18 protein-coding genes are annotated in these 16,671 nt (G+C 55.7%); 11 read left to right on the top strand and 7 right to left on the bottom strand.

Annotated features, from left to right (window positions below; translation table 11 throughout):
* Positions 1-160: 160 nt before the first annotated feature.
* Together tdh and kbl are read right to left on the bottom strand one after the other, a co-directional pair.
* A complete protein-coding gene (tdh, locus tag AAHF05_RS00620) occupies positions 161-1,186 on the bottom strand; it encodes an L-threonine 3-dehydrogenase (protein WP_028017870.1) in 1,026 nt (341 codons plus the stop codon).
* A 9-nt stretch (positions 1,187-1,195) separates the two neighbouring features.
* Positions 1,196-2,392 carry a glycine C-acetyltransferase gene (gene kbl, locus AAHF05_RS00615; protein ID WP_129324331.1) on the bottom strand — a complete coding sequence of 399 codons (1,197 nt, stop codon included), beginning with the start codon at positions 2,390-2,392 and terminating at the stop codon, positions 1,196-1,198.
* Positions 2,393-2,606: 214 nt separating this feature from the next.
* Between kbl and rfaD the strand changes: the two genes are divergently transcribed.
* From rfaD to AAHF05_RS00590, 5 genes are read left to right on the top strand one after another with little or no spacing between them, the layout of a single operon-like run.
* Positions 2,607-3,539, top strand: a complete 933-nt coding sequence (rfaD, locus tag AAHF05_RS00610; RefSeq protein WP_028017868.1) for an ADP-glyceromanno-heptose 6-epimerase — start codon at positions 2,607-2,609, stop codon at positions 3,537-3,539.
* Between the two features lie 9 nt (positions 3,540-3,548).
* Positions 3,549-4,595, top strand: a complete 1,047-nt coding sequence (gene rfaF / locus AAHF05_RS00605) for an ADP-heptose--LPS heptosyltransferase RfaF (protein ID WP_028017867.1) — start codon at positions 3,549-3,551, stop codon at positions 4,593-4,595.
* Between the two features lie 3 nt (positions 4,596-4,598).
* The gene (rfaC, locus tag AAHF05_RS00600; RefSeq protein ID WP_129324332.1) at positions 4,599-5,585 is read left to right on the top strand and encodes a lipopolysaccharide heptosyltransferase RfaC; all 987 of its coding nucleotides are present in this window, start codon (positions 4,599-4,601) and stop codon (positions 5,583-5,585) included.
* Positions 5,578-6,681, top strand: a complete 1,104-nt coding sequence (rfaQ, locus tag AAHF05_RS00595; RefSeq protein ID WP_129324333.1) for a putative lipopolysaccharide heptosyltransferase III — start codon at positions 5,578-5,580, stop codon at positions 6,679-6,681. The genes rfaC and rfaQ overlap by 8 nt, the downstream gene beginning before the upstream one ends.
* Entirely contained in the window at positions 6,678-7,787 is a 1,110-nt protein-coding gene (locus AAHF05_RS00590; protein ID WP_129324334.1) for a glycosyltransferase family 4 protein, read from the top strand. The genes rfaQ and AAHF05_RS00590 overlap by 4 nt, the downstream gene beginning before the upstream one ends.
* On the opposite strand, the gene AAHF05_RS00585 is transcribed toward AAHF05_RS00590, so the two are convergent.
* Positions 7,766-8,869, bottom strand: a complete 1,104-nt coding sequence (locus AAHF05_RS00585) for a glycosyltransferase family 4 protein (RefSeq protein ID WP_129324335.1) — start codon at positions 8,867-8,869, stop codon at positions 7,766-7,768. The two genes, AAHF05_RS00590 and AAHF05_RS00585, sit on opposite strands and share 22 nt — an antisense overlap.
* A 157-nt stretch (positions 8,870-9,026) precedes the next feature.
* Here AAHF05_RS00585 and AAHF05_RS00580 point away from each other — a divergent pair, with 157 nt between their 5' ends.
* The 4 genes from AAHF05_RS00580 (at position 9,027) to coaD (ending at position 12,604) form a co-directional block, all read left to right on the top strand.
* Positions 9,027-10,010 (top strand): glycosyltransferase, encoded by a 984-nt coding sequence (locus AAHF05_RS00580; protein ID WP_129324336.1) that lies wholly within the window; start codon positions 9,027-9,029, stop codon positions 10,008-10,010.
* Positions 10,011-10,076: 66 nt separating this feature from the next.
* Entirely contained in the window at positions 10,077-11,351 is a 1,275-nt protein-coding gene (gene waaA, locus AAHF05_RS00575; protein WP_129324337.1) for a lipid IV(A) 3-deoxy-D-manno-octulosonic acid transferase, read from the top strand.
* The gene (locus AAHF05_RS00570; RefSeq protein ID WP_129324338.1) at positions 11,351-12,121 is read left to right on the top strand and encodes a glycosyltransferase family 2 protein; all 771 of its coding nucleotides are present in this window, start codon (positions 11,351-11,353) and stop codon (positions 12,119-12,121) included. Before waaA ends, AAHF05_RS00570 begins: the two co-directional genes overlap by 1 nt.
* 3 nt (positions 12,122-12,124) lie before the next feature.
* Positions 12,125-12,604: a pantetheine-phosphate adenylyltransferase gene (gene coaD / locus AAHF05_RS00565; RefSeq protein WP_129324339.1), complete on the top strand. Its 480-nt coding sequence runs from the start codon at positions 12,125-12,127 to the stop codon at positions 12,602-12,604.
* 2 nt (positions 12,605-12,606) lie between these two features.
* On the opposite strand, the gene mutM is transcribed toward coaD, so the two are convergent.
* From mutM to radC, 4 genes are all read right to left on the bottom strand, one after another.
* On the bottom strand, positions 12,607-13,416 hold the full coding sequence (gene mutM, locus AAHF05_RS00560) for a bifunctional DNA-formamidopyrimidine glycosylase/DNA-(apurinic or apyrimidinic site) lyase (protein WP_028017858.1): 810 nt from the start codon (positions 13,414-13,416) through the stop codon (positions 12,607-12,609).
* 72 nt (positions 13,417-13,488) lie between these two features.
* The gene (gene rpmG / locus AAHF05_RS00555) at positions 13,489-13,656 is read right to left on the bottom strand and encodes a 50S ribosomal protein L33 (RefSeq protein WP_003024094.1); all 168 of its coding nucleotides are present in this window, start codon (positions 13,654-13,656) and stop codon (positions 13,489-13,491) included.
* A 22-nt stretch (positions 13,657-13,678) separates the two neighbouring features.
* Complete coding sequence (rpmB, locus tag AAHF05_RS00550; RefSeq protein WP_002436699.1) at positions 13,679-13,915, bottom strand: 50S ribosomal protein L28; 237 nt, start codon at positions 13,913-13,915, stop codon at positions 13,679-13,681.
* 218 nt (positions 13,916-14,133) lie between these two features.
* Complete coding sequence (radC, locus tag AAHF05_RS00545; protein WP_129324340.1) at positions 14,134-14,802, bottom strand: DNA repair protein RadC; 669 nt, start codon at positions 14,800-14,802, stop codon at positions 14,134-14,136.
* 170 nt (positions 14,803-14,972) lie between these two features.
* Between radC and coaBC the strand changes: the two genes are divergently transcribed.
* Positions 14,973-16,184, top strand: a complete 1,212-nt coding sequence (gene coaBC / locus AAHF05_RS00540; RefSeq protein WP_028017856.1) for a bifunctional phosphopantothenoylcysteine decarboxylase/phosphopantothenate--cysteine ligase CoaBC — start codon at positions 14,973-14,975, stop codon at positions 16,182-16,184.
* Positions 16,162-16,620, top strand: coding sequence for a dUTP diphosphatase (dut, locus tag AAHF05_RS00535; RefSeq protein ID WP_015570042.1), 459 nt, complete (start codon positions 16,162-16,164; stop codon positions 16,618-16,620). Before coaBC ends, dut begins: the two co-directional genes overlap by 23 nt.
* Positions 16,621-16,671 lie beyond the last annotated feature (51 nt).

Here is a 16,671-nt window from a genome sequence, read left to right as displayed (position 1 = left end):
TGGCAAAATCTTTCCTGACGTAATCATTATGACTGCAAGAATGAACGTGCGGAGAAGACTAGGTGGAGAAAAATTCGCCAGAAGTTAACAAGTAACCCCTGGAAAGTCAAACCGCTAAAAAGTGTAAGGGCACCCGTAAAAACGGGTGCCTGAGAGCAGGTTAATCCCAGCTCAGGATAACTTTCCCGGACTGGCCTGAACGCATTGCGTCAAAGCCCTGCTGGAATTCATCAATGGAGAAACGATGAGTGATAATTGGCGACAGATCCAGGCCAGACTGGATCAGTGCAGCCATCTTGTACCAGGTCTCAAACATCTCACGGCCATAGATGCCTTTGATGAACAGCCCTTTGAAGATAACCTTGTTCCAGTCGATAGACATATCTGACGGTGGAATACCCAGCATGGCAATACGACCACCGTGGTTCATGGTATCCAGCATGGTGCGAAACGCCGGTGGCGCGCCGGACATCTCCAGGCCTACGTCGAAGCCTTCGGTCATGCCCAGCTCTTCCATTACATCGCTCAGGCTCTCTTTAGAGACATCCACCGCGCGGGTCACGCCCATTTTGCGTGCCAGTGACAGACGGTATTCATTCACGTCGGTAATCACGACATTTCGCGCACCAACGTGCTTCGCCACCGCTGCCGCCATAATCCCGATTGGGCCTGCGCCGGAAACCAGCACATCTTCACCGACCAGGTCAAATGAAAGCGCCGTGTGTACCGCGTTGCCGAACGGGTCGAAGATAGAGGCCAGATCGTCAGAGATATTATCCGGGATTTTGAACGCGTTAAACGCCGGGATCACCAAGTATTCCGCGAAGCAGCCCGGACGGTTTACGCCCACGCCAATGGTATTACGACACAGGTGCGTACGCCCACCGCGGCAGTTACGGCAGTGACCGCAGGTAATATGGCCTTCACCGGAGACGCGGTCGCCAATTTTGAAGCCTTTTACTTCCTGGCCGATACCCACCACTTCGCCGACATATTCGTGACCCACCACCATCGGTACCGGAATGGTTTTCTGCGACCACTGGTCCCAGTTGTAGATGTGAACGTCAGTACCGCAGATAGCCGTTTTACGAATTTTGATCAGCAGATCGTTATGACCGACTTCCGGCTCCGGCACGTCGGTCATCCAAATCCCTTCTTCCGCTTTCAGTTTGGATAACGCTTTCATCACACGTCCTCAGGCAATTACGCCCAGCTGTTTTCCGATGCGGGTAAAGGCTTCCACCGCACGTTCAATTTGTTCAGGCGTATGCGCCGCAGACATCTGGGTGCGGATACGCGCCTGACCTTTTGGCACCACCGGGAAGAAGAACCCGGTGACGTAAATCCCTTCTTTTTGCAGTTCGCGGGCAAAGTTTTGTGCGACTACCGCATCACCCAGCATGACCGGGATGATGGCGTGGTCAGCACCGGCCAGGGTAAAGCCTGCGGCGCTCATTTTTTCACGGAACAGATGGGCGTTGGACCACAGACGGTCACGCAGCGCCGCCCCAGACTCCACCATCTCCAGCACTTTGATAGAGGCAGAAACAATGGCCGGCGCCAGGGAGTTGGAGAACAGGTACGGACGGGAGCGTTGACGCAGCCACTCAACCACCTCTTTACGCGCAGCGGTATAGCCACCAGACGCACCGCCCAGTGCTTTACCGAGCGTACCGGTGATGATGTCCACACGCCCCATCACGTCACAGTATTCGTGGGAACCACGACCATTCTCACCGACAAAACCGACCGCGTGAGAGTCATCAACCATCACCAGCGCATCATATTTATCCGCCAGATCGCACACGCCTTTCAGGTTGGCAATCACGCCGTCCATGGAGAACACGCCGTCGGTGGCGATCAGCACGTGGCGAGCGCCCGCTTCACGCGCTTCTTTCAGGCGCGCTTCCAGCTCAACCATGTCGTTGTTGGCGTAACGGAAACGCTTCGCTTTGCACAGACGAACGCCGTCAATAATGGAAGCATGGTTCAGTGCGTCGGAGATAATCGCATCTTCTGCGCCGAGCAGGGTCTCGAACAGACCGCCGTTGGCGTCGAAGCAGGAGGAGTACAGAATGGCGTCTTCCATTCCGAGGAAGCTCGCCAGCTTTTTCTCAAGCTGCTTATGGCTGTCCTGGGTACCGCAGATAAAGCGGACGGAAGCCATGCCGAAACCGTGGGTGTCCATGCCGTTTTTCGCAGCGGCAATCAGCTCAGGGTGATTCGCAAGACCTAAGTAGTTGTTCGCACAAAAGTTGATCACATGGCTGCCATCGGCAACGGTGATGTCTGCCTGCTGAGCAGACGTGATAATACGCTCTTCCTTGAACAACCCTTCTGCACGTGCAGTTTCGAGGTCGCTATTTAACTGTTTGTAAAAATCACCACGCATTGCAATTCTCCAGACTCGGCAAATTTCGGGACATATTACCCAAAGCTATAGTCCATGACGAGATGACACATTATCTCTTCTCGTTTTTGCAGCATAAATCACGTGTACCCTTGTGCTATGTCGGTGAATGGCTGAAGGGCAGCCATACTAATGATATGATAAGCACATTAGCGTCCGGGATTGTCCCCGGCCCCCACACTTCAAAGGTACAGTTATGATCATCGTTACCGGCGGCGCAGGCTTTATCGGCAGCAATATTGTTAAGGCTCTCAACGACAAAGGCATCACCGACATCCTGGTGGTTGACAACCTGAAAGACGGCACCAAGTTCGTCAACCTGGTGGATCTGAACATCGCTGACTATATGGATAAAGAAGACTTCCTTATCCAGATTATGGCAGGTGAAGAGTTCGGCGAAATCGAAGCTATCTTCCACGAAGGTGCGTGCTCTTCCACCACCGAGTGGGACGGCAAGTACATGATGGACAACAACTATCAGTACTCTAAAGAGATCCTTCACTACTGCCTGGAGCGTGAAATTCCGTTCCTGTATGCCTCTTCTGCAGCAACCTACGGCGGTCGCACGTCAGACTTCATCGAATCCCGCGAATATGAGCAGCCGCTGAACGTCTACGGTTACTCTAAGTTCCTGTTCGACGAATACGTGCGTCAGGTTCTGCCTGAAGCGAACTCCCAGATTGTGGGCTTCCGCTACTTCAACGTCTACGGGCCGCGCGAAGGGCATAAAGGCAGCATGGCAAGCGTCGCGTTTCATCTGAACACCCAACTGAATAATGGTGAAAGTCCGAAACTGTTCGAAGGCAGCGACGGCTTTAAGCGTGACTTCGTCTACGTAGGCGACGTTGCTGCGGTGAACCTTTGGTTCTGGGAAAACGGCGTGTCTGGCATCTTTAACCTGGGTACGGGCCGTGCGGAATCCTTCCAGGCTGTTGCAGACGCGACCCTGGCGTACCACAAAAAAGGCAGCATTGAGTACATTCCGTTCCCGGATAAACTGAAAGGCCGCTATCAGGCGTTCACTCAGGCTGATCTGACCAACCTGCGCGCAGCAGGTTATGACAAGCCGTTCAAGACCGTTGCGGAAGGCGTAACGGAATATATGGTCTGGCTGAACCGCGACGCGTAAGAAACAAGCATGAAGATACTGGTGATCGGCCCGTCATGGGTGGGCGACATGATGATGTCGCAAAGTCTCTATCGCACGCTCAAGGCGCGCTATCCCCAGGCGATAATCGACGTGATGGCACCTGCATGGTGCCGTCCGTTGTTATCGCGTATGCCGGAAGTTAACGAGGCGATCCCAATGCCGCTCGGCCACGGGGCGCTGGAAATCGGCGAACGCCGCAAGCTCGGCCACAGCCTGCGCGAGAAGCGTTACGATCGCGCTTACGTGCTGCCCAACTCCTTCAAATCTGCCCTGGTGCCTTTCTTTGCAGGCGTGCCTCATCGTACAGGCTGGCGCGGTGAAATGCGTTACGGTCTGCTGAACGACGCCCGCGTGCTGGATAAAGAGGCCTGGCCGCTGATGGTAGAGCGCTATGTCGCGCTGGCCTACGACAAAGGCGTGATGCGCAGCGCGAAAGATCTGCCGCAGCCGCTGCTGTGGCCGCAGTTGCAGGTTAACGATGGCGAAAAATCCCAGACCTGCAACGCATTTGGCATTTCGGCCGAACGTCCGATGATCGGCTTCTGCCCTGGCGCAGAGTTCGGCCCGGCAAAACGCTGGCCGCACTATCACTATGCGGAGCTGGCAAAACAGCTGATTGACGAAGGCTACCAGATTGTCCTGTTCGGTTCGGCAAAAGATCACGACGCCGGTAACGAAATCCTTGCCACGCTGAGCACAGAACAGCAGGCCTGGTGCCGCAACCTGGCCGGGGAAACCCAGCTGGAGCAAGCGGTTATTCTGATTGCTGCCTGTAAAGCCGTGGTCACTAATGATTCCGGTCTGATGCACGTCGCCGCGGCGCTAAATCGCCCATTGGTTGCGCTGTATGGCCCAAGCAGCCCGGACTTTACCCCGCCGCTGTCCCACAAAGCGCGTGTCATTCGCCTGATCACCGGCTACCACAAAGTGCGTAAAGGCGATGCGGCGGAAGGCTATCACCAGAGCCTGATCGACATTACGCCAGAGCGCGTGCTGGAAGAGCTTAACGAACTGCTGTTGAGCGAAGAAGGATAACGGATGCGGGTATTGATCGTTAAAACCTCTTCGATGGGCGATGTTCTGCATACGCTGCCGTCGCTGACGGATGCCATGCAGGCCATTCCCGGCATTCGTTTTGACTGGGTGGTGGAAGAAGGCTTCGCGCAGATCCCCACCTGGCATGAAGCGGTCGACCGTGTGATCCCGGTGGCTATCCGCCGCTGGCGTAAGGCGTGGTTCTCGGCACCGATTAAAGCCGAACGCAAAGCGTTTCGTGATGCGGTGCAGGCTCAGCAGTACGATGCCATTATCGACGCGCAAGGGCTGGTCAAAAGCGCTGCGCTGGTAACACGACTGGCACACGGCGTAAAGCACGGCATGGACTGGCACAGCGCCCGTGAACCGCTGGCGAGCCTGTTCTATAACCGCCGCCACGCTATCGCAAAGCAGCAGCACGCGGTGGAACGCACCCGTGAACTGTTTGCCAAAAGCCTGGGCTATACAAAACCTGAAGTGCAGGGTGATTACGCCATTTCACAGCATTTTCTTCACAATTCACGGCAAAATAGCTCCCCTTATCTCATTTTCCTCCATGCCACTACCCGGGATGACAAACACTGGCCGGAAACCCACTGGCGTGAGCTGATTGGTTTACTGGGCACAGCAGGTTTGCGCATCAAACTGCCGTGGGGTGCCCCGCATGAAGAAGCGCGCGCCAGACGCCTGGCGGAAGGGTTTGATTACGTGGACGTCTTGCCACGCATGAAGCTCGACGGCGTGGCACAAGAGCTGGCGGGCGCGACGGCAGTGGTATCGGTAGATACTGGCCTGAGCCACCTGACGGCCGCGCTGGATAGACCTAATATTACGCTTTACGGCCCAACGGATCCGGGTCTTATCGGCGGCTACGGAAAAAATCAATATGTCTGCCGTCCGGAACATTCATCGCAGCTGAGCGACCTCAGCGCCGCTGCGGTATTTGCACAATTAGAGCCTTTGCTGGCAGCAGAGAGAGCCTATGTCTGATTTTTTCTCAGCGGAGCGCCCACCGAAGCGCGTGCTGATCGTTAAGCTGCGTCACCACGGTGACGTGCTGCTTACCTCGCCGGTCTTTACCGTGCTGAAAAAGAACTGGCCGAACGTCGAAGTCGACGCGCTGGTCTACGACGACACGCAGGCGATGCTGACCAGCCATCCGCATATCGATCAGGTGCATACCATTGGTCGAAACTGGCGCAAAAAGGGCTGGCTCGAACAGTTTCGTCTGTATCGCGCCCTGGTCAACACGCTGAAAGGACGTCAGTACGATGTGCTGATTAACCTGACCGAACACTGGCACGGGGCGCGTCTGGCGCGTCGGCTGAAGCCGCGCGTCTCCGTCGGCTTTAAGCCGGATAAACGCAGTGGTCTGGCACGTCGTCGCTGGGTGAAATCCTTCACCACGCTCTACCCGGCAATTCAGGACAACAGCCGTCATATGGTGGAGGTGAACCTGGACGCCCTGCGCCGGATCGGGATCCACCCACAGTCTGCTGAAGACAAAAATACCCTGTTTGTACCGGGCGATGCGGCGGAAACCTCCGTTGCTGAGAAACTGGCCGGGTTTGGCCTGGAGAGTAAATCCTACATTCTGGTGCACCCGACGTCGCGCTGGATGTTTAAAGCCTGGGATATCAAAAAGCTGGCGGCAACCATCGATAACCTGGCGGCTCGCGGCCTGCCGATTATCCTCTCAGCCGCGCCGTCGAAAGAAGAAACCGCGTATATGGATGAGCTGCGTGCGGCGCTGACCCAGCCGGTGTTTGATTTAAGCGGTCAGCTGAACCTGAAAGAGCTGGGCGCCCTGATGAAGCACGCGCGTATCTACTTCGGCGTTGACTCCATGCCGATGCACCTCGCGAGTGCCGTAGGAACCCCGACCGTAGCTATCTTTGGCCCAACCGGGGCAATCAAGTGGGCACCGTGGGGGGTAAACTACCGCGTGATCGCTGCCGGGTTCACCTGCCAGCCTTGCGGCAAGGCGGGCTGCGGTGACGGTGGCGTTTCCGACTGCATCACCGCCATTACCCCGCAACAGGTGCTGAGCGCGATTGATACCCTGCTGCTGGAATATCCTGCATGAAGCTGGCGATCGTCCGACAGACCTACAACCCCAACGGCGGCGCGGAGCGTTTCGTTTCCCGCGCGCTGAACGTGCTGGCTCAGGACACCACCCTGGATGTCACGCTGATCGCCCGCCAGTGGGAAGATGCCTCAGGCTGGAAAACGCTGACGGTAAATCCGCCGTTTCGTAACCGTATCGCCCGTGAATCCGGGTTTGCGGTGGAAGCGGCCTCGCATTTTGCTCAGTTCGATATTGTGCAAAGTCATGAGCGTATTCCCGGGGCCACTATTTTCCGCGCAGGCGACGGCGTACACGCCACCTGGCTTGAGCAGTATGGCCGCATTCTGTCGCCGCTGGCGCGCTGGGCACAGTCATTCAGCCGTTACCACCGCTATATTTTGCAGGCCGAAGCGCAGATGTTTACCCATCCGCAGCTGCGCACCGTTATTTGCAACTCAAAGATGGTGCGCGATGACATCGCCCGCCGCTTTGCCTTGTCGGATGACAAACTGACGGTGATCTACAACGGCGTGGATACGGCGCATTTCAGCCCGGATGTCCGCTCGTTATCGCAGCGCACTGCGCTCGGCATACCGGAGGATGCGCCAGTGCTGGCGTATGTCGGGTCTGGCTTCAGCCGTAAAGGCGTGGCCACCGCGCTACGGGCCATTGTCCCGCATTCTGACGTCTGGCTGCTGGTTGCTGGTCGCGATAAACACGCACGCAAATTTGAAAAGCTGGCACAGGCGCTCGGCGTGGCATCACGCGTGCGTTTCCTGGGGCCGGTTGCGGATGTGCGGGAAGTTTACGGCACGGCGGACGCGCTGATCCTGCCGACGCTCTACGATCCGTTCCCGAACGTCTGCGTGGAAGCGCTGGCCTGCGGTCTGCCGCTGCTCACCAGCCACGGCTGCGGCGCGGCAGAGTGGGTAACTGAAGGTCAAAACGGCTGGGTGCGCGACGCGCTCGACAGTGAAGGCTACCAGCAGGCTATCGCCCACTGGCTGCAAGGCCGTGACCAGGGCGTGGATTATTCAGCGGCGGCGCGCGCAACGGCTGAACCCTACACCCTGGACAGAATGGCAAAAGAGCTACAGGCGCTTTATCGCGATCTGCTGCGCTGAGCCGCTTCAGAGAAGACTTTCTCCATCGCGTCCAGCATACATTCGCGAGTAAAGTGGGTGCTCAGGTAATCATAACCCTGCTGCGCCAGCTTCTCGCGAAGGGATGCATCGTCATACAGCTTAACGATGGCATCGTGCAGCGCGTTTTCATCACGCTGTGCGACCAGAATTCCGGTCTGACCATCAATCACCGCATCTCCCGTCCCGCCTGCATCGGTCGCGATGGTGGCAATGCGAGATGCCAGCGATTGCAGGACGCCCTGAGGGACACCTTCCATATCGTGGGAAGGACTCAGCGCAATATCAAACGCCGGGAACCAGCTCTCCGGATCGCTTTGATGCCCCGCCATCACCACACGCTGCTGTAATCCCAACGAGACAATTTCCTGTTCCAGCGTCGCTTTATGCGGACCTTCACCGACGATCGCCAGCTTAATCTGCGGATTGTCGATTTTCGCCAGAGCGCGCAGCAGCACGCTGTGGCCTTTGTTCGGACGCAGATGCGACACTACGCCCAGCCAGAAATCCTCCTGCGACAAACCACAGTGCGCGCGGGCTTCGTGCTTATCTCCCGGGCGGAAACGCTGCGTATCCACCCCGCTCGGCACCGATGTACTCTGGGACATGGGTACGCCAATATTCGCCACCTGATGGCGCAGCGCTTCACCGGTCGTGACGATATGCGCACAGGCTTTACGGAACAGCCAGCGCGTCGTCCAGTTGTTACGCGGTACACCTGAAGCATGGCGGGTACGGACCAGTGGCACAGGATTAGAGAGCGTCAGATTCGCCAGTGCCACCAGCCAGGTATCCGCCGAGTTATGGCTATTGATGACATCAATAGACTGGCGGTTATCCTTCAGCCAGCGGCGCAGCAACTGCAGGTTTTTAAGGTTCTTACGTTTCAACGGCATCGTGACAACCGTCAACCCAGCATCACGCGCCAGCGTATGCAGCGGTGCAGTTTCCGGGCAAAGAAGGGTCACCTGATGGCCACGCTGAATCATCCCGAGCGATTCGTTAATAATGCGCAGAGGCTGTCCGCCTTTGCCGCCGTCTGCTTCAGTGTGAACAATATGCATACATTTCCTGTTAAGAATCTCGCCAGCATGACGCTAATTTGCCGCCTGAGGGGATCTTTGTCCCTCCAGGCATATGTTTTTAGTATCCACCGGATATAATACAGCACGAATGGTACCACCAACATGGGTGGCCTGCCCTGAACACAACGGAGAAAGCATGTCCGACACACCTTTATTGAGCCTTGTAGTCGCCGTCTATAACGGTGAAAAATTCCTGAGTGCATTTTTCGACAGCATCAAAGCTCAACATCTGGACAGTCTGGAACTGGTCGTTGTGGACGATGGGTCAAGTGATAACTCTGCGGCCATCATTGCGCAATATGCCAGTGAATTCCCGTATTACAAGGTTATCGAACAGGCCAACCAGGGCGTCTCTGCCGCCCGTAACACCGGTCTGGCAGAGGCAACTGGCGAATATGTCGCGTTTCCGGACATCGACGATGTGATCTACCCGGGCATGTACCCACGCCTGCTTGAGATGGCGAAGAAAAACGATCTCGACGTTGCCACCTGTAACGGCACCTATATTTACGATGACGGCAGACCGTCGAAAAAAATCTTCCCGTCCGACAAGCTGCAGTCCACCGACGTGCTGGACGGCCCAACCTGGCTTCAGCGCGCGCTGGCATCGCGTAAATTCCTGCATGTGACCTGGCTGAATATTTACCGCCACGCCTTTATTAAAGCGCAGGGGTTCACGTTTGAGCATGGACTGCGTCACCAGGATATCCCATGGACGACCGAAGTGCTGCTGACCGCCAAACGCGTTCAGTACACCGACGAAACGTTCTACGACTATCTCATCCATTCCGCCTCGGTATCACACACGCCGGGTACGGATGACACGCGGATGCGTAACGCGCGTCACTATATGAAAATCCTTGAGATGCTGGACGTTATCAACCAGCGCTATCCGGATGCCGTGCGCCGCGTGCCGGCCTGCCAGTGGCAAATCGCGAAAGAGGGTCTGGGTATTCTGCACGCGATTAACAACATTGGCGATGTGACCAAAAAGCGTGAAATTATTCAGGAGCTATTCGATCGCGGGATCTGGACGCTTATCTGGAAAAACGCCCGTGGGCTTCGCCAGCACTGGCGACTGGGTCGCCGTTATTTCCGTTTAAAGCGGTATCTGGCATAAGAGATAGCTTTACCTGGCTTAAATGCTTAGAATTTGCCCGCCGAAACTAAAAAAACGGATAATCGCTTGGAATTGTTGTATACCGCCCTGCTCTACATCATTCAGCCACTGGTGTGGCTGAGACTGTTGCTTCGTAGCCGTAAAGCACCTGCGTATCGTAAACGCTGGGCGGAGCGCTATGGCTTCTGCCGCAATAAAGTCGCGCCGGACGGTATTTTGCTGCATTCCGTTTCCGTTGGCGAAACGCTGGCGGCTATTCCGCTGGTACGCGCCCTGCGCCATCGTTATCCCTCTTTGCCGATCACCGTCACCACCATGACCCCAACCGGCTCCGAGCGCGTGATGTCCGCATTTGGTAAAGACGTGCATCACGTCTATCTGCCCTACGACCTGCCCTGCGCCATGAACCGTTTCCTCGATACTGTTCGCCCAAAGCTTGTGATCGTGATGGAAACCGAACTGTGGCCAAACATGATTTCCGCCCTGCACGCCCGTAAAATTCCGCTGGTGATTGCCAACGCGCGCCTGTCAGAACGCTCGGCGAAAGGGTACGGCAAGCTGGGCAAATTTATGCGCCGCCTGCTGAGCCAGATCACGCTGATTGCCGCGCAAAATGAAGAAGATGCCGCACGCTTTGTCTCTCTTGGTCTTAAGCGCAATCAGCTCGCGGTAACCGGCAGTCTGAAATTCGATATTTCGGTCACACCTGAACTCGCTGCCCGAGCGGTGACACTGCGCCGCCAGTGGGCGCCGCGTCGTCAGGTCTGGATTGCGACCAGTACCCACGACGGCGAAGAAGCGATCATCCTGCAAGCACACCGTAAGCTGCTGGAAAAATTCCCGGATTTATTGCTCATTCTGGTGCCTCGTCACCCGGAACGTTTCAAAGACGCCCGCGAGATGGTGCAAAAAGGCGGTTTCAGTTTCACCCTGCGTAGCAGCGGCGAGATCCCGTCCAGCAGCACCCAGGTGGTGATTGGCGATACGATGGGCGAACTGATGCTGCTGTACGGCATTGCCGACCTCGCCTTTGTCGGCGGCAGCCTGGTCGAGCGCGGTGGTCATAACCCGCTGGAGCCAGCGGCGCATGCGATTCCGGTGCTGATGGGGCCGCATACATTTAATTTCAAAGATATCTGCGCTAAATTGCAGCAAGCCGATGGTTTAATTACCGTGACCGATGCGGACTCAGTGGTCAAAGAGGTTTCGACCTTACTGACCGACGAAGATTACCGTCTGTGGTACGGTCGCCATGCCGTCGAAGTGCTGCATCAGAACCAGGGCGCACTGACCCGTCTGCTGCAGCTTCTGCAACCTTATCTGCCTCAGCGGAGCCACTAATGTCTCAGCGTCTGTCGGTCGTGATGATCGCCAAAAACGCCGCCGACCTGCTTCCCGATTGCCTGGCCTCTGTCGCCTGGGCCGACGAAATTGTCGTGCTTGATTCCGGCAGCACGGACAACACGGTGGATGTTGCCCGTGCTGCGGGCGCAAAGGTCTTTATCGACACAGACTGGCAAGGCTATGGCATCCAGCGCCAGCGCGCGCAGGGACACGCCACTGGTGATTATGTCCTGATGCTCGATACCGACGAGCGCATCACGCCAGAACTCCAGCAGGCGATTCAGAGTGTGCTCTCTGCGCCGCAGCCAGGTGCGGTGTACAGCATCGCGCGTCGTAACTACTTTCTCGGCCGGTTTATGCGCCACAGCGGCTGGTATCCTGACCGCGTGATGCGCCTGTACGAGCGCGAGCGTTATCAGTACAACGATAACCTGGTGCATGAGTCCCTGGCCTGCGATACCGCCCCGGTAGTCGCCTTAAACGGTGATTTACTGCACCTGACCTGCCGCGATTTCGCCAGCTTCCAGCGTAAACAGCTCAACTATGCCACCGCATGGGCGCAGGAACGTCATCAGCGCGGCAAGAAGGCCACGTTGACCGGTATCTTCACCCACACGCTGGGCGCGTTTCTGAAAACGCTGCTGCTACGTGGCGGCGTTCTGGATGGTAAACAGGGCTGGTTACTGGCGGTGGTGAATGCCCAGTATACTTTCAACAAATACACCGAGCTGTGGGCGCTTAGCCGCGGCTACTCAGAGAAAACGTGAGCCATGAGCACAAAAGCGATTTATCCGGGTACCTTCGATCCCATCACTAACGGTCATCTTGATATTATCACCCGTGCGGCGAGTATGTTTGACAAGGTGATTCTGGCGATAGCCGCCAGCCCCAGTAAGAAACCGATGTTCGATCTGCCCGAGCGCGTACAGCTCGCCAGCGATGCGATCTCACATCTGTCGAACGTTGAGGTGGTGGGCTTCAGTGACCTGATGGCTAATTTCGCCCGCACCCAGCAGGCTAATATCCTGATCCGCGGCTTACGCGCAGTGGCAGATTTTGAGTACGAGATGCAATTGGCGCACATGAACCGCCACCTGATGCCAGAGCTGGAGAGCGTGTTTCTGATGCCTTCCAAAGAGTGGTCATTTATCTCTTCCACGCTGGTGAAAGAAGTTGCACGGCATCACGGCGATGTGACCCATTTCCTGCCGGTTAACGTCCATCAGGCGTTGATGGAAAAGTTAAAGTAGCCCTATTTCTGGCACTGACGGCAATAAAACGTGGCGCGCTGGGCATGCTTCGTTGCGATAATCGGCGTTCCGCACACGCGGCATGGCTCACCTTTACGGCCATATACCTGTAGCTCCTGAGCAAAATAACCGGGCTTACCGTCACTCTGCAGGAAGTCCTTCAGCGTTGTTCCGCCCTGCTCAATGGAACGCAGCAGCACCGCTTTAATCACCCTCACCAGCAGCTCGCACTCTTGCGCAGACAGCGAAGAGGCCAGCCGATCGGGATGGATCCCGGCAGCAAACAGTGATTCACTGGCATAGATATTCCCCACGCCGACCACCAGCTTGTTATCCATCAGCCATGGCTTAATCGGGCTTTTTTTCTTTGCACACTTCTCTTTCAGGTATTCCGCATTAAACGCGTCTGAGAGCGGCTCTGGCCCCAAATGCGCCAGCACGCTGTGACCTTCAAGTTCTTTAGTCCACAACCATGCGCCAAAGCGTCTTGGGTCGGTGTAACGCAGCACTTTGCCGTTACTCATGACCAGATCGACGTGGTCGTGCTTTTCCGCTGGCAGTTCTTCAGTGAGGATACGCAGGCTCCCGGACATCCCCAGATGGATAATAATCCAGCCGTCGGGCAGCTCCAGCAGCAGATACTTGGCGCGACGCTGAACGCTGAGGATCGGTTTGTCGCTTAACGCATGGATCTCATCGGAAACCGGCCAGCGAAGACGCCCATTACGGACAACCGCATGAAGAATAGTCGCACCGACCAGATGCGGCTCAATACCGCGGCGGCTAGTCTCTACCTCTGGTAATTCTGGCATGGTTCCTCCGTTGAGATACAGAATGCAAAAAACCCCGCAGTTGCGGGGTTTTTCAATACAAGGAAACTAAAATTATTTGATTTTAGCTTCTTTGTACAGTACGTGCTGGCGTACAACTGGATCGAATTTTTTCAGTTCCAGTTTTTCCGGCTTAGTACGTTTGTTCTTCGTGGTGGTGTAGAAGTGACCTGTACCAGCAGAAGAAACCAGCTTGATTTTCTCGCGAATACCTTTAGCCATGATTTATTTCCTCTTTAAGTACTTAGTACTTTTCGCCACGGGCACGCAGTTCAGACAGAACTGTATCGATGCCTTTCTTATCAATTACACGCATACCTTTAGCAGATACACGCAGGGTGACAAAACGCTTCTCGCTCTCAACCCAGAAACGGTGAGAGTGCAGGTTCGGCAGGAAACGGCGTTTAGTCGCGTTCAGTGCGTGGGAACGGTTGTTACCGGTCACCGGACGCTTGCCAGTAACTTGGCAGACTCGGGACATGTCTATTCTCCAAAAATCAAATTAGCTCGAGCTTCGTATGGGGTATCGGCGCCTCGTCAGGCTTTACAGCCCGGTCATCGCATAGTTCTAAGTGAACTCTCGATTGCCAGGCCCAAATGCCAAACCCGAGATTCTCAAAGGTGGCGTAGTATACGCTGACTCGGCGGTGTGCTCAAGTCCCGAACAGACAAAGATCCCGATGGATCGCGAGAAATAGCCTAAATCCAGCCATGTTCTGCAAAAGAAATGTACTCTCCGCGGCCAATTATCAGATGGTCCAGCACACGAATGTCCATGAATTGACAGCATTTGATAATGCGTTCGGTAATTTCTTTGTCAGCTCTGCTCGGTTGTGCACAGCCAGAGGGGTGATTATGCGCGAGGATCACGCCGGCTGCATTCACTTTTATCGCTTCGCGCACAATTTCACGCGGATGTACCTCAACGTGGCTCAACGTGCCCGAAAAGAGGTGGCTATGTTTCAGTATCCGGTTTCTGTTGTCGAGAAAGATCACCATAAAGATCTCGCGCTCCGCATCCGCCAGTTGGCTTTGCAGGAATTCACGTGCGCCTTCTGGCGTCAGAACCGGATCCTCTTCTTCCATACGGACATTGTAAAAACGCCGTGCAAGCTCGGCAATGCCCCTCAACTGGGCATATTTCGCCACGCCGATCCCCTCGACGTGCTTAAACTGGGCCAGATCGGCAGTCAACAAGCCATACAGTGAACCAAAATGCCCTATCAGCTCTTTTGCCAGCGTAAATACCGTTTTTCCGGGCGTGCCGGTACGTAAAAAGAGCGCCAGGAGCTCATCGTCTTTTAACAGGGTTACTCCATAACGCAGCAGTTTTTCGCGCGGCAGCAACTGCTCATCCTCTTCTTCCATGCTCGTTCTCCCTTTTCCTCTCATGCTGCCACAAGCCAGACAGGCGCTCGACGGCGACGTTGCAGTCTTGCGTAACGCCTCGCAAAGTGTCCGAAGGACAAAATCACCCCCTATTAGGGATTGTGATAAAATGCCCGCTCTCTGGTGAACCCCAACAGGAAAGAATCATGATGAGCCTGGCCGGTAAAAAAATCGTTCTTGGCGTGAGCGGCGGTATTGCTGCTTATAAAGCGCCAGAACTGGTGCGTCGTCTGCGTGAGCGTGGAGCCGATGTGCGGGTCGCGATCACCGAAGGCGGTAAAGCCTTTATCACTCCATTGAGCCTGCAGGCCGTTTCAGGATACCCGGTATCTGACAGCCTGCTTGATCCGGCAGCCGAAGCTGCGATGGGCCATATTGAGCTTGGGAAATGGGCTGACCTGGTTATTCTTGCCCCTGCCACGGCAGATTTAATCGCTCGTGTGGCGGCCGGCATGGCAAATGACCTGGTCTCAACCATTTGCCTGGCCACGCCTGCCCCCGTCGCCGTCGTACCCGCGATGAACCAGCAGATGTATCGCAATGCCGCCACCCAGCATAATCTGGAGACGCTGGCCGCTCGTGGCCTGTTAATTTGGGGACCGGATAGCGGCAGTCAGGCCTGTGGCGATATCGGCCCAGGACGTATGCTCGACCCGCTGACTATTGTTGATATGGCTGCAGCCCATTTTTCCCCTGTCAACGATCTGCAACATCTCAACATCATGATTACCGCGGGCCCAACGCGTGAACCGCTGGATCCGGTGCGTTACATCACTAACCACAGCTCCGGTAAAATGGGCTTTGCGATTGCGGCAGCGGCAGCAAAGCGCGGTGCAAACGTTACGCTGGTGAGCGGCCCGGTCTCATTACCTACACCGCCGTTTGTTCAGCGCATTGATGTGACTACCGCGCTGGAAATGGAAGCCGCAGTACAAGCACATGCGCAAAACCAACAGATTTTTATCGGCTGTGCGGCCGTCGCAGATTATCGCGCCGAGACCATCGCCGAGGCTAAAATCAAAAAGCAAGGTGATGAATTAACAATAAAAATGGTGAAAAACCCGGATATCGTTGCCGGTGTCGCCGCACTAAAAAGCCATCGACCTTACGTTGTTGGGTTTGCCGCAGAAACAAATAATGTGGAAGAATATGCCCGGCAAAAACGTACCCGCAAAAACCTCGATTTGATTTGCGCGAACGACGTATCGCTGGCCACGCAAGGATTTAACAGCGACAGCAACGCACTGCACCTTTTCTGGCAGGATGGAGATAAAGTCTTACCGCTTGAGCGCAAGGAACTCCTGGGCCAACAATTACTGGACGAGATCGTTACCCGTTATGATGAAAAAAATCGACGTTAAGATTCTGGACCCGCGTGTTGGCGAGCAATTTCCGCTGCCAACCTATGCCACCTCCGGCTCTGCCGGACTTGACCTGCGAGCCTGTCTCGATGACGCCGTAGAACTGGCTCCGGGTGCCACTACTCTGATCCCGACGGGTCTGGCGATCCACATTGCTGACCCATCACTCGCCGCAGTGATCCTGCCACGTTCTGGCCTGGGCCATAAGCATGGCGTTGTGCTGGGTAACCTGGTTGGCCTGATCGACTCCGACTACCAGGGTCAACTGATGGTCTCCGTCTGGAACCGTGGTCAGGACAGCTTCACCATTGAACCTGGCGAGCGTATTGCGCAGATGGTCTTCGTACCGGTGGTACAGGCAGAATTTAACCTGGTGGCAGACTTTGACGCCACCGACCGTGGCGAAGGCGGCTTCGGCCATTCCGGGCGTAAATAATCGCCCAATAAATACGCGTCCCACAGCGCCATAATGCAATAACAAACCGCA

The sequence above is a fragment of the Enterobacter adelaidei genome, from assembly GCF_041937165.1.
GTDB lineage: Bacteria > Pseudomonadota > Gammaproteobacteria > Enterobacterales > Enterobacteriaceae > Enterobacter > Enterobacter adelaidei.
This window is presented reverse-complemented; position numbering and strand designations above follow the sequence as displayed.

Bases quoted from the DNA above. Each gene is read 5' to 3' on its own strand.
- tdh (WP_028017870.1), bottom strand. From the start codon at position 1,186: ATGAAAGCGTTATCCAAACTGAAAGCGGAAGAAGGGATTTGGATGACC.
- kbl (WP_129324331.1), bottom strand. From the start codon at position 2,392: ATGCGTGGTGATTTTTACAAACAGTTAAATAGCGACCTCGAAACTGCA.
- rfaD (WP_028017868.1), top strand. From the start codon at position 2,607: ATGATCATCGTTACCGGCGGCGCAGGCTTTATCGGCAGCAATATTGTT.
- rfaF (WP_028017867.1), top strand. From the start codon at position 3,549: ATGAAGATACTGGTGATCGGCCCGTCATGGGTGGGCGACATGATGATG.
- rfaC (WP_129324332.1), top strand. From the start codon at position 4,599: ATGCGGGTATTGATCGTTAAAACCTCTTCGATGGGCGATGTTCTGCAT.
- rfaQ (WP_129324333.1), top strand. From the start codon at position 5,578: ATGTCTGATTTTTTCTCAGCGGAGCGCCCACCGAAGCGCGTGCTGATC.
- AAHF05_RS00590 (WP_129324334.1), top strand. From the start codon at position 6,678: ATGAAGCTGGCGATCGTCCGACAGACCTACAACCCCAACGGCGGCGCG.
- AAHF05_RS00585 (WP_129324335.1), bottom strand. From the start codon at position 8,869: ATGCATATTGTTCACACTGAAGCAGACGGCGGCAAAGGCGGACAGCCT.
- AAHF05_RS00580 (WP_129324336.1), top strand. From the start codon at position 9,027: ATGTCCGACACACCTTTATTGAGCCTTGTAGTCGCCGTCTATAACGGT.
- AAHF05_RS00570 (WP_129324338.1), top strand. From the start codon at position 11,351: ATGTCTCAGCGTCTGTCGGTCGTGATGATCGCCAAAAACGCCGCCGAC.
- coaD (WP_129324339.1), top strand. From the start codon at position 12,125: ATGAGCACAAAAGCGATTTATCCGGGTACCTTCGATCCCATCACTAAC.
- mutM (WP_028017858.1), bottom strand. From the start codon at position 13,416: ATGCCAGAATTACCAGAGGTAGAGACTAGCCGCCGCGGTATTGAGCCG.
- rpmG (WP_003024094.1), bottom strand. From the start codon at position 13,656: ATGGCTAAAGGTATTCGCGAGAAAATCAAGCTGGTTTCTTCTGCTGGT.
- rpmB (WP_002436699.1), bottom strand. From the start codon at position 13,915: ATGTCCCGAGTCTGCCAAGTTACTGGCAAGCGTCCGGTGACCGGTAAC.
- radC (WP_129324340.1), bottom strand. From the start codon at position 14,802: ATGGAAGAAGAGGATGAGCAGTTGCTGCCGCGCGAAAAACTGCTGCGT.
- coaBC (WP_028017856.1), top strand. From the start codon at position 14,973: ATGAGCCTGGCCGGTAAAAAAATCGTTCTTGGCGTGAGCGGCGGTATT.
- dut (WP_015570042.1), top strand. From the start codon at position 16,162: ATGATGAAAAAAATCGACGTTAAGATTCTGGACCCGCGTGTTGGCGAG.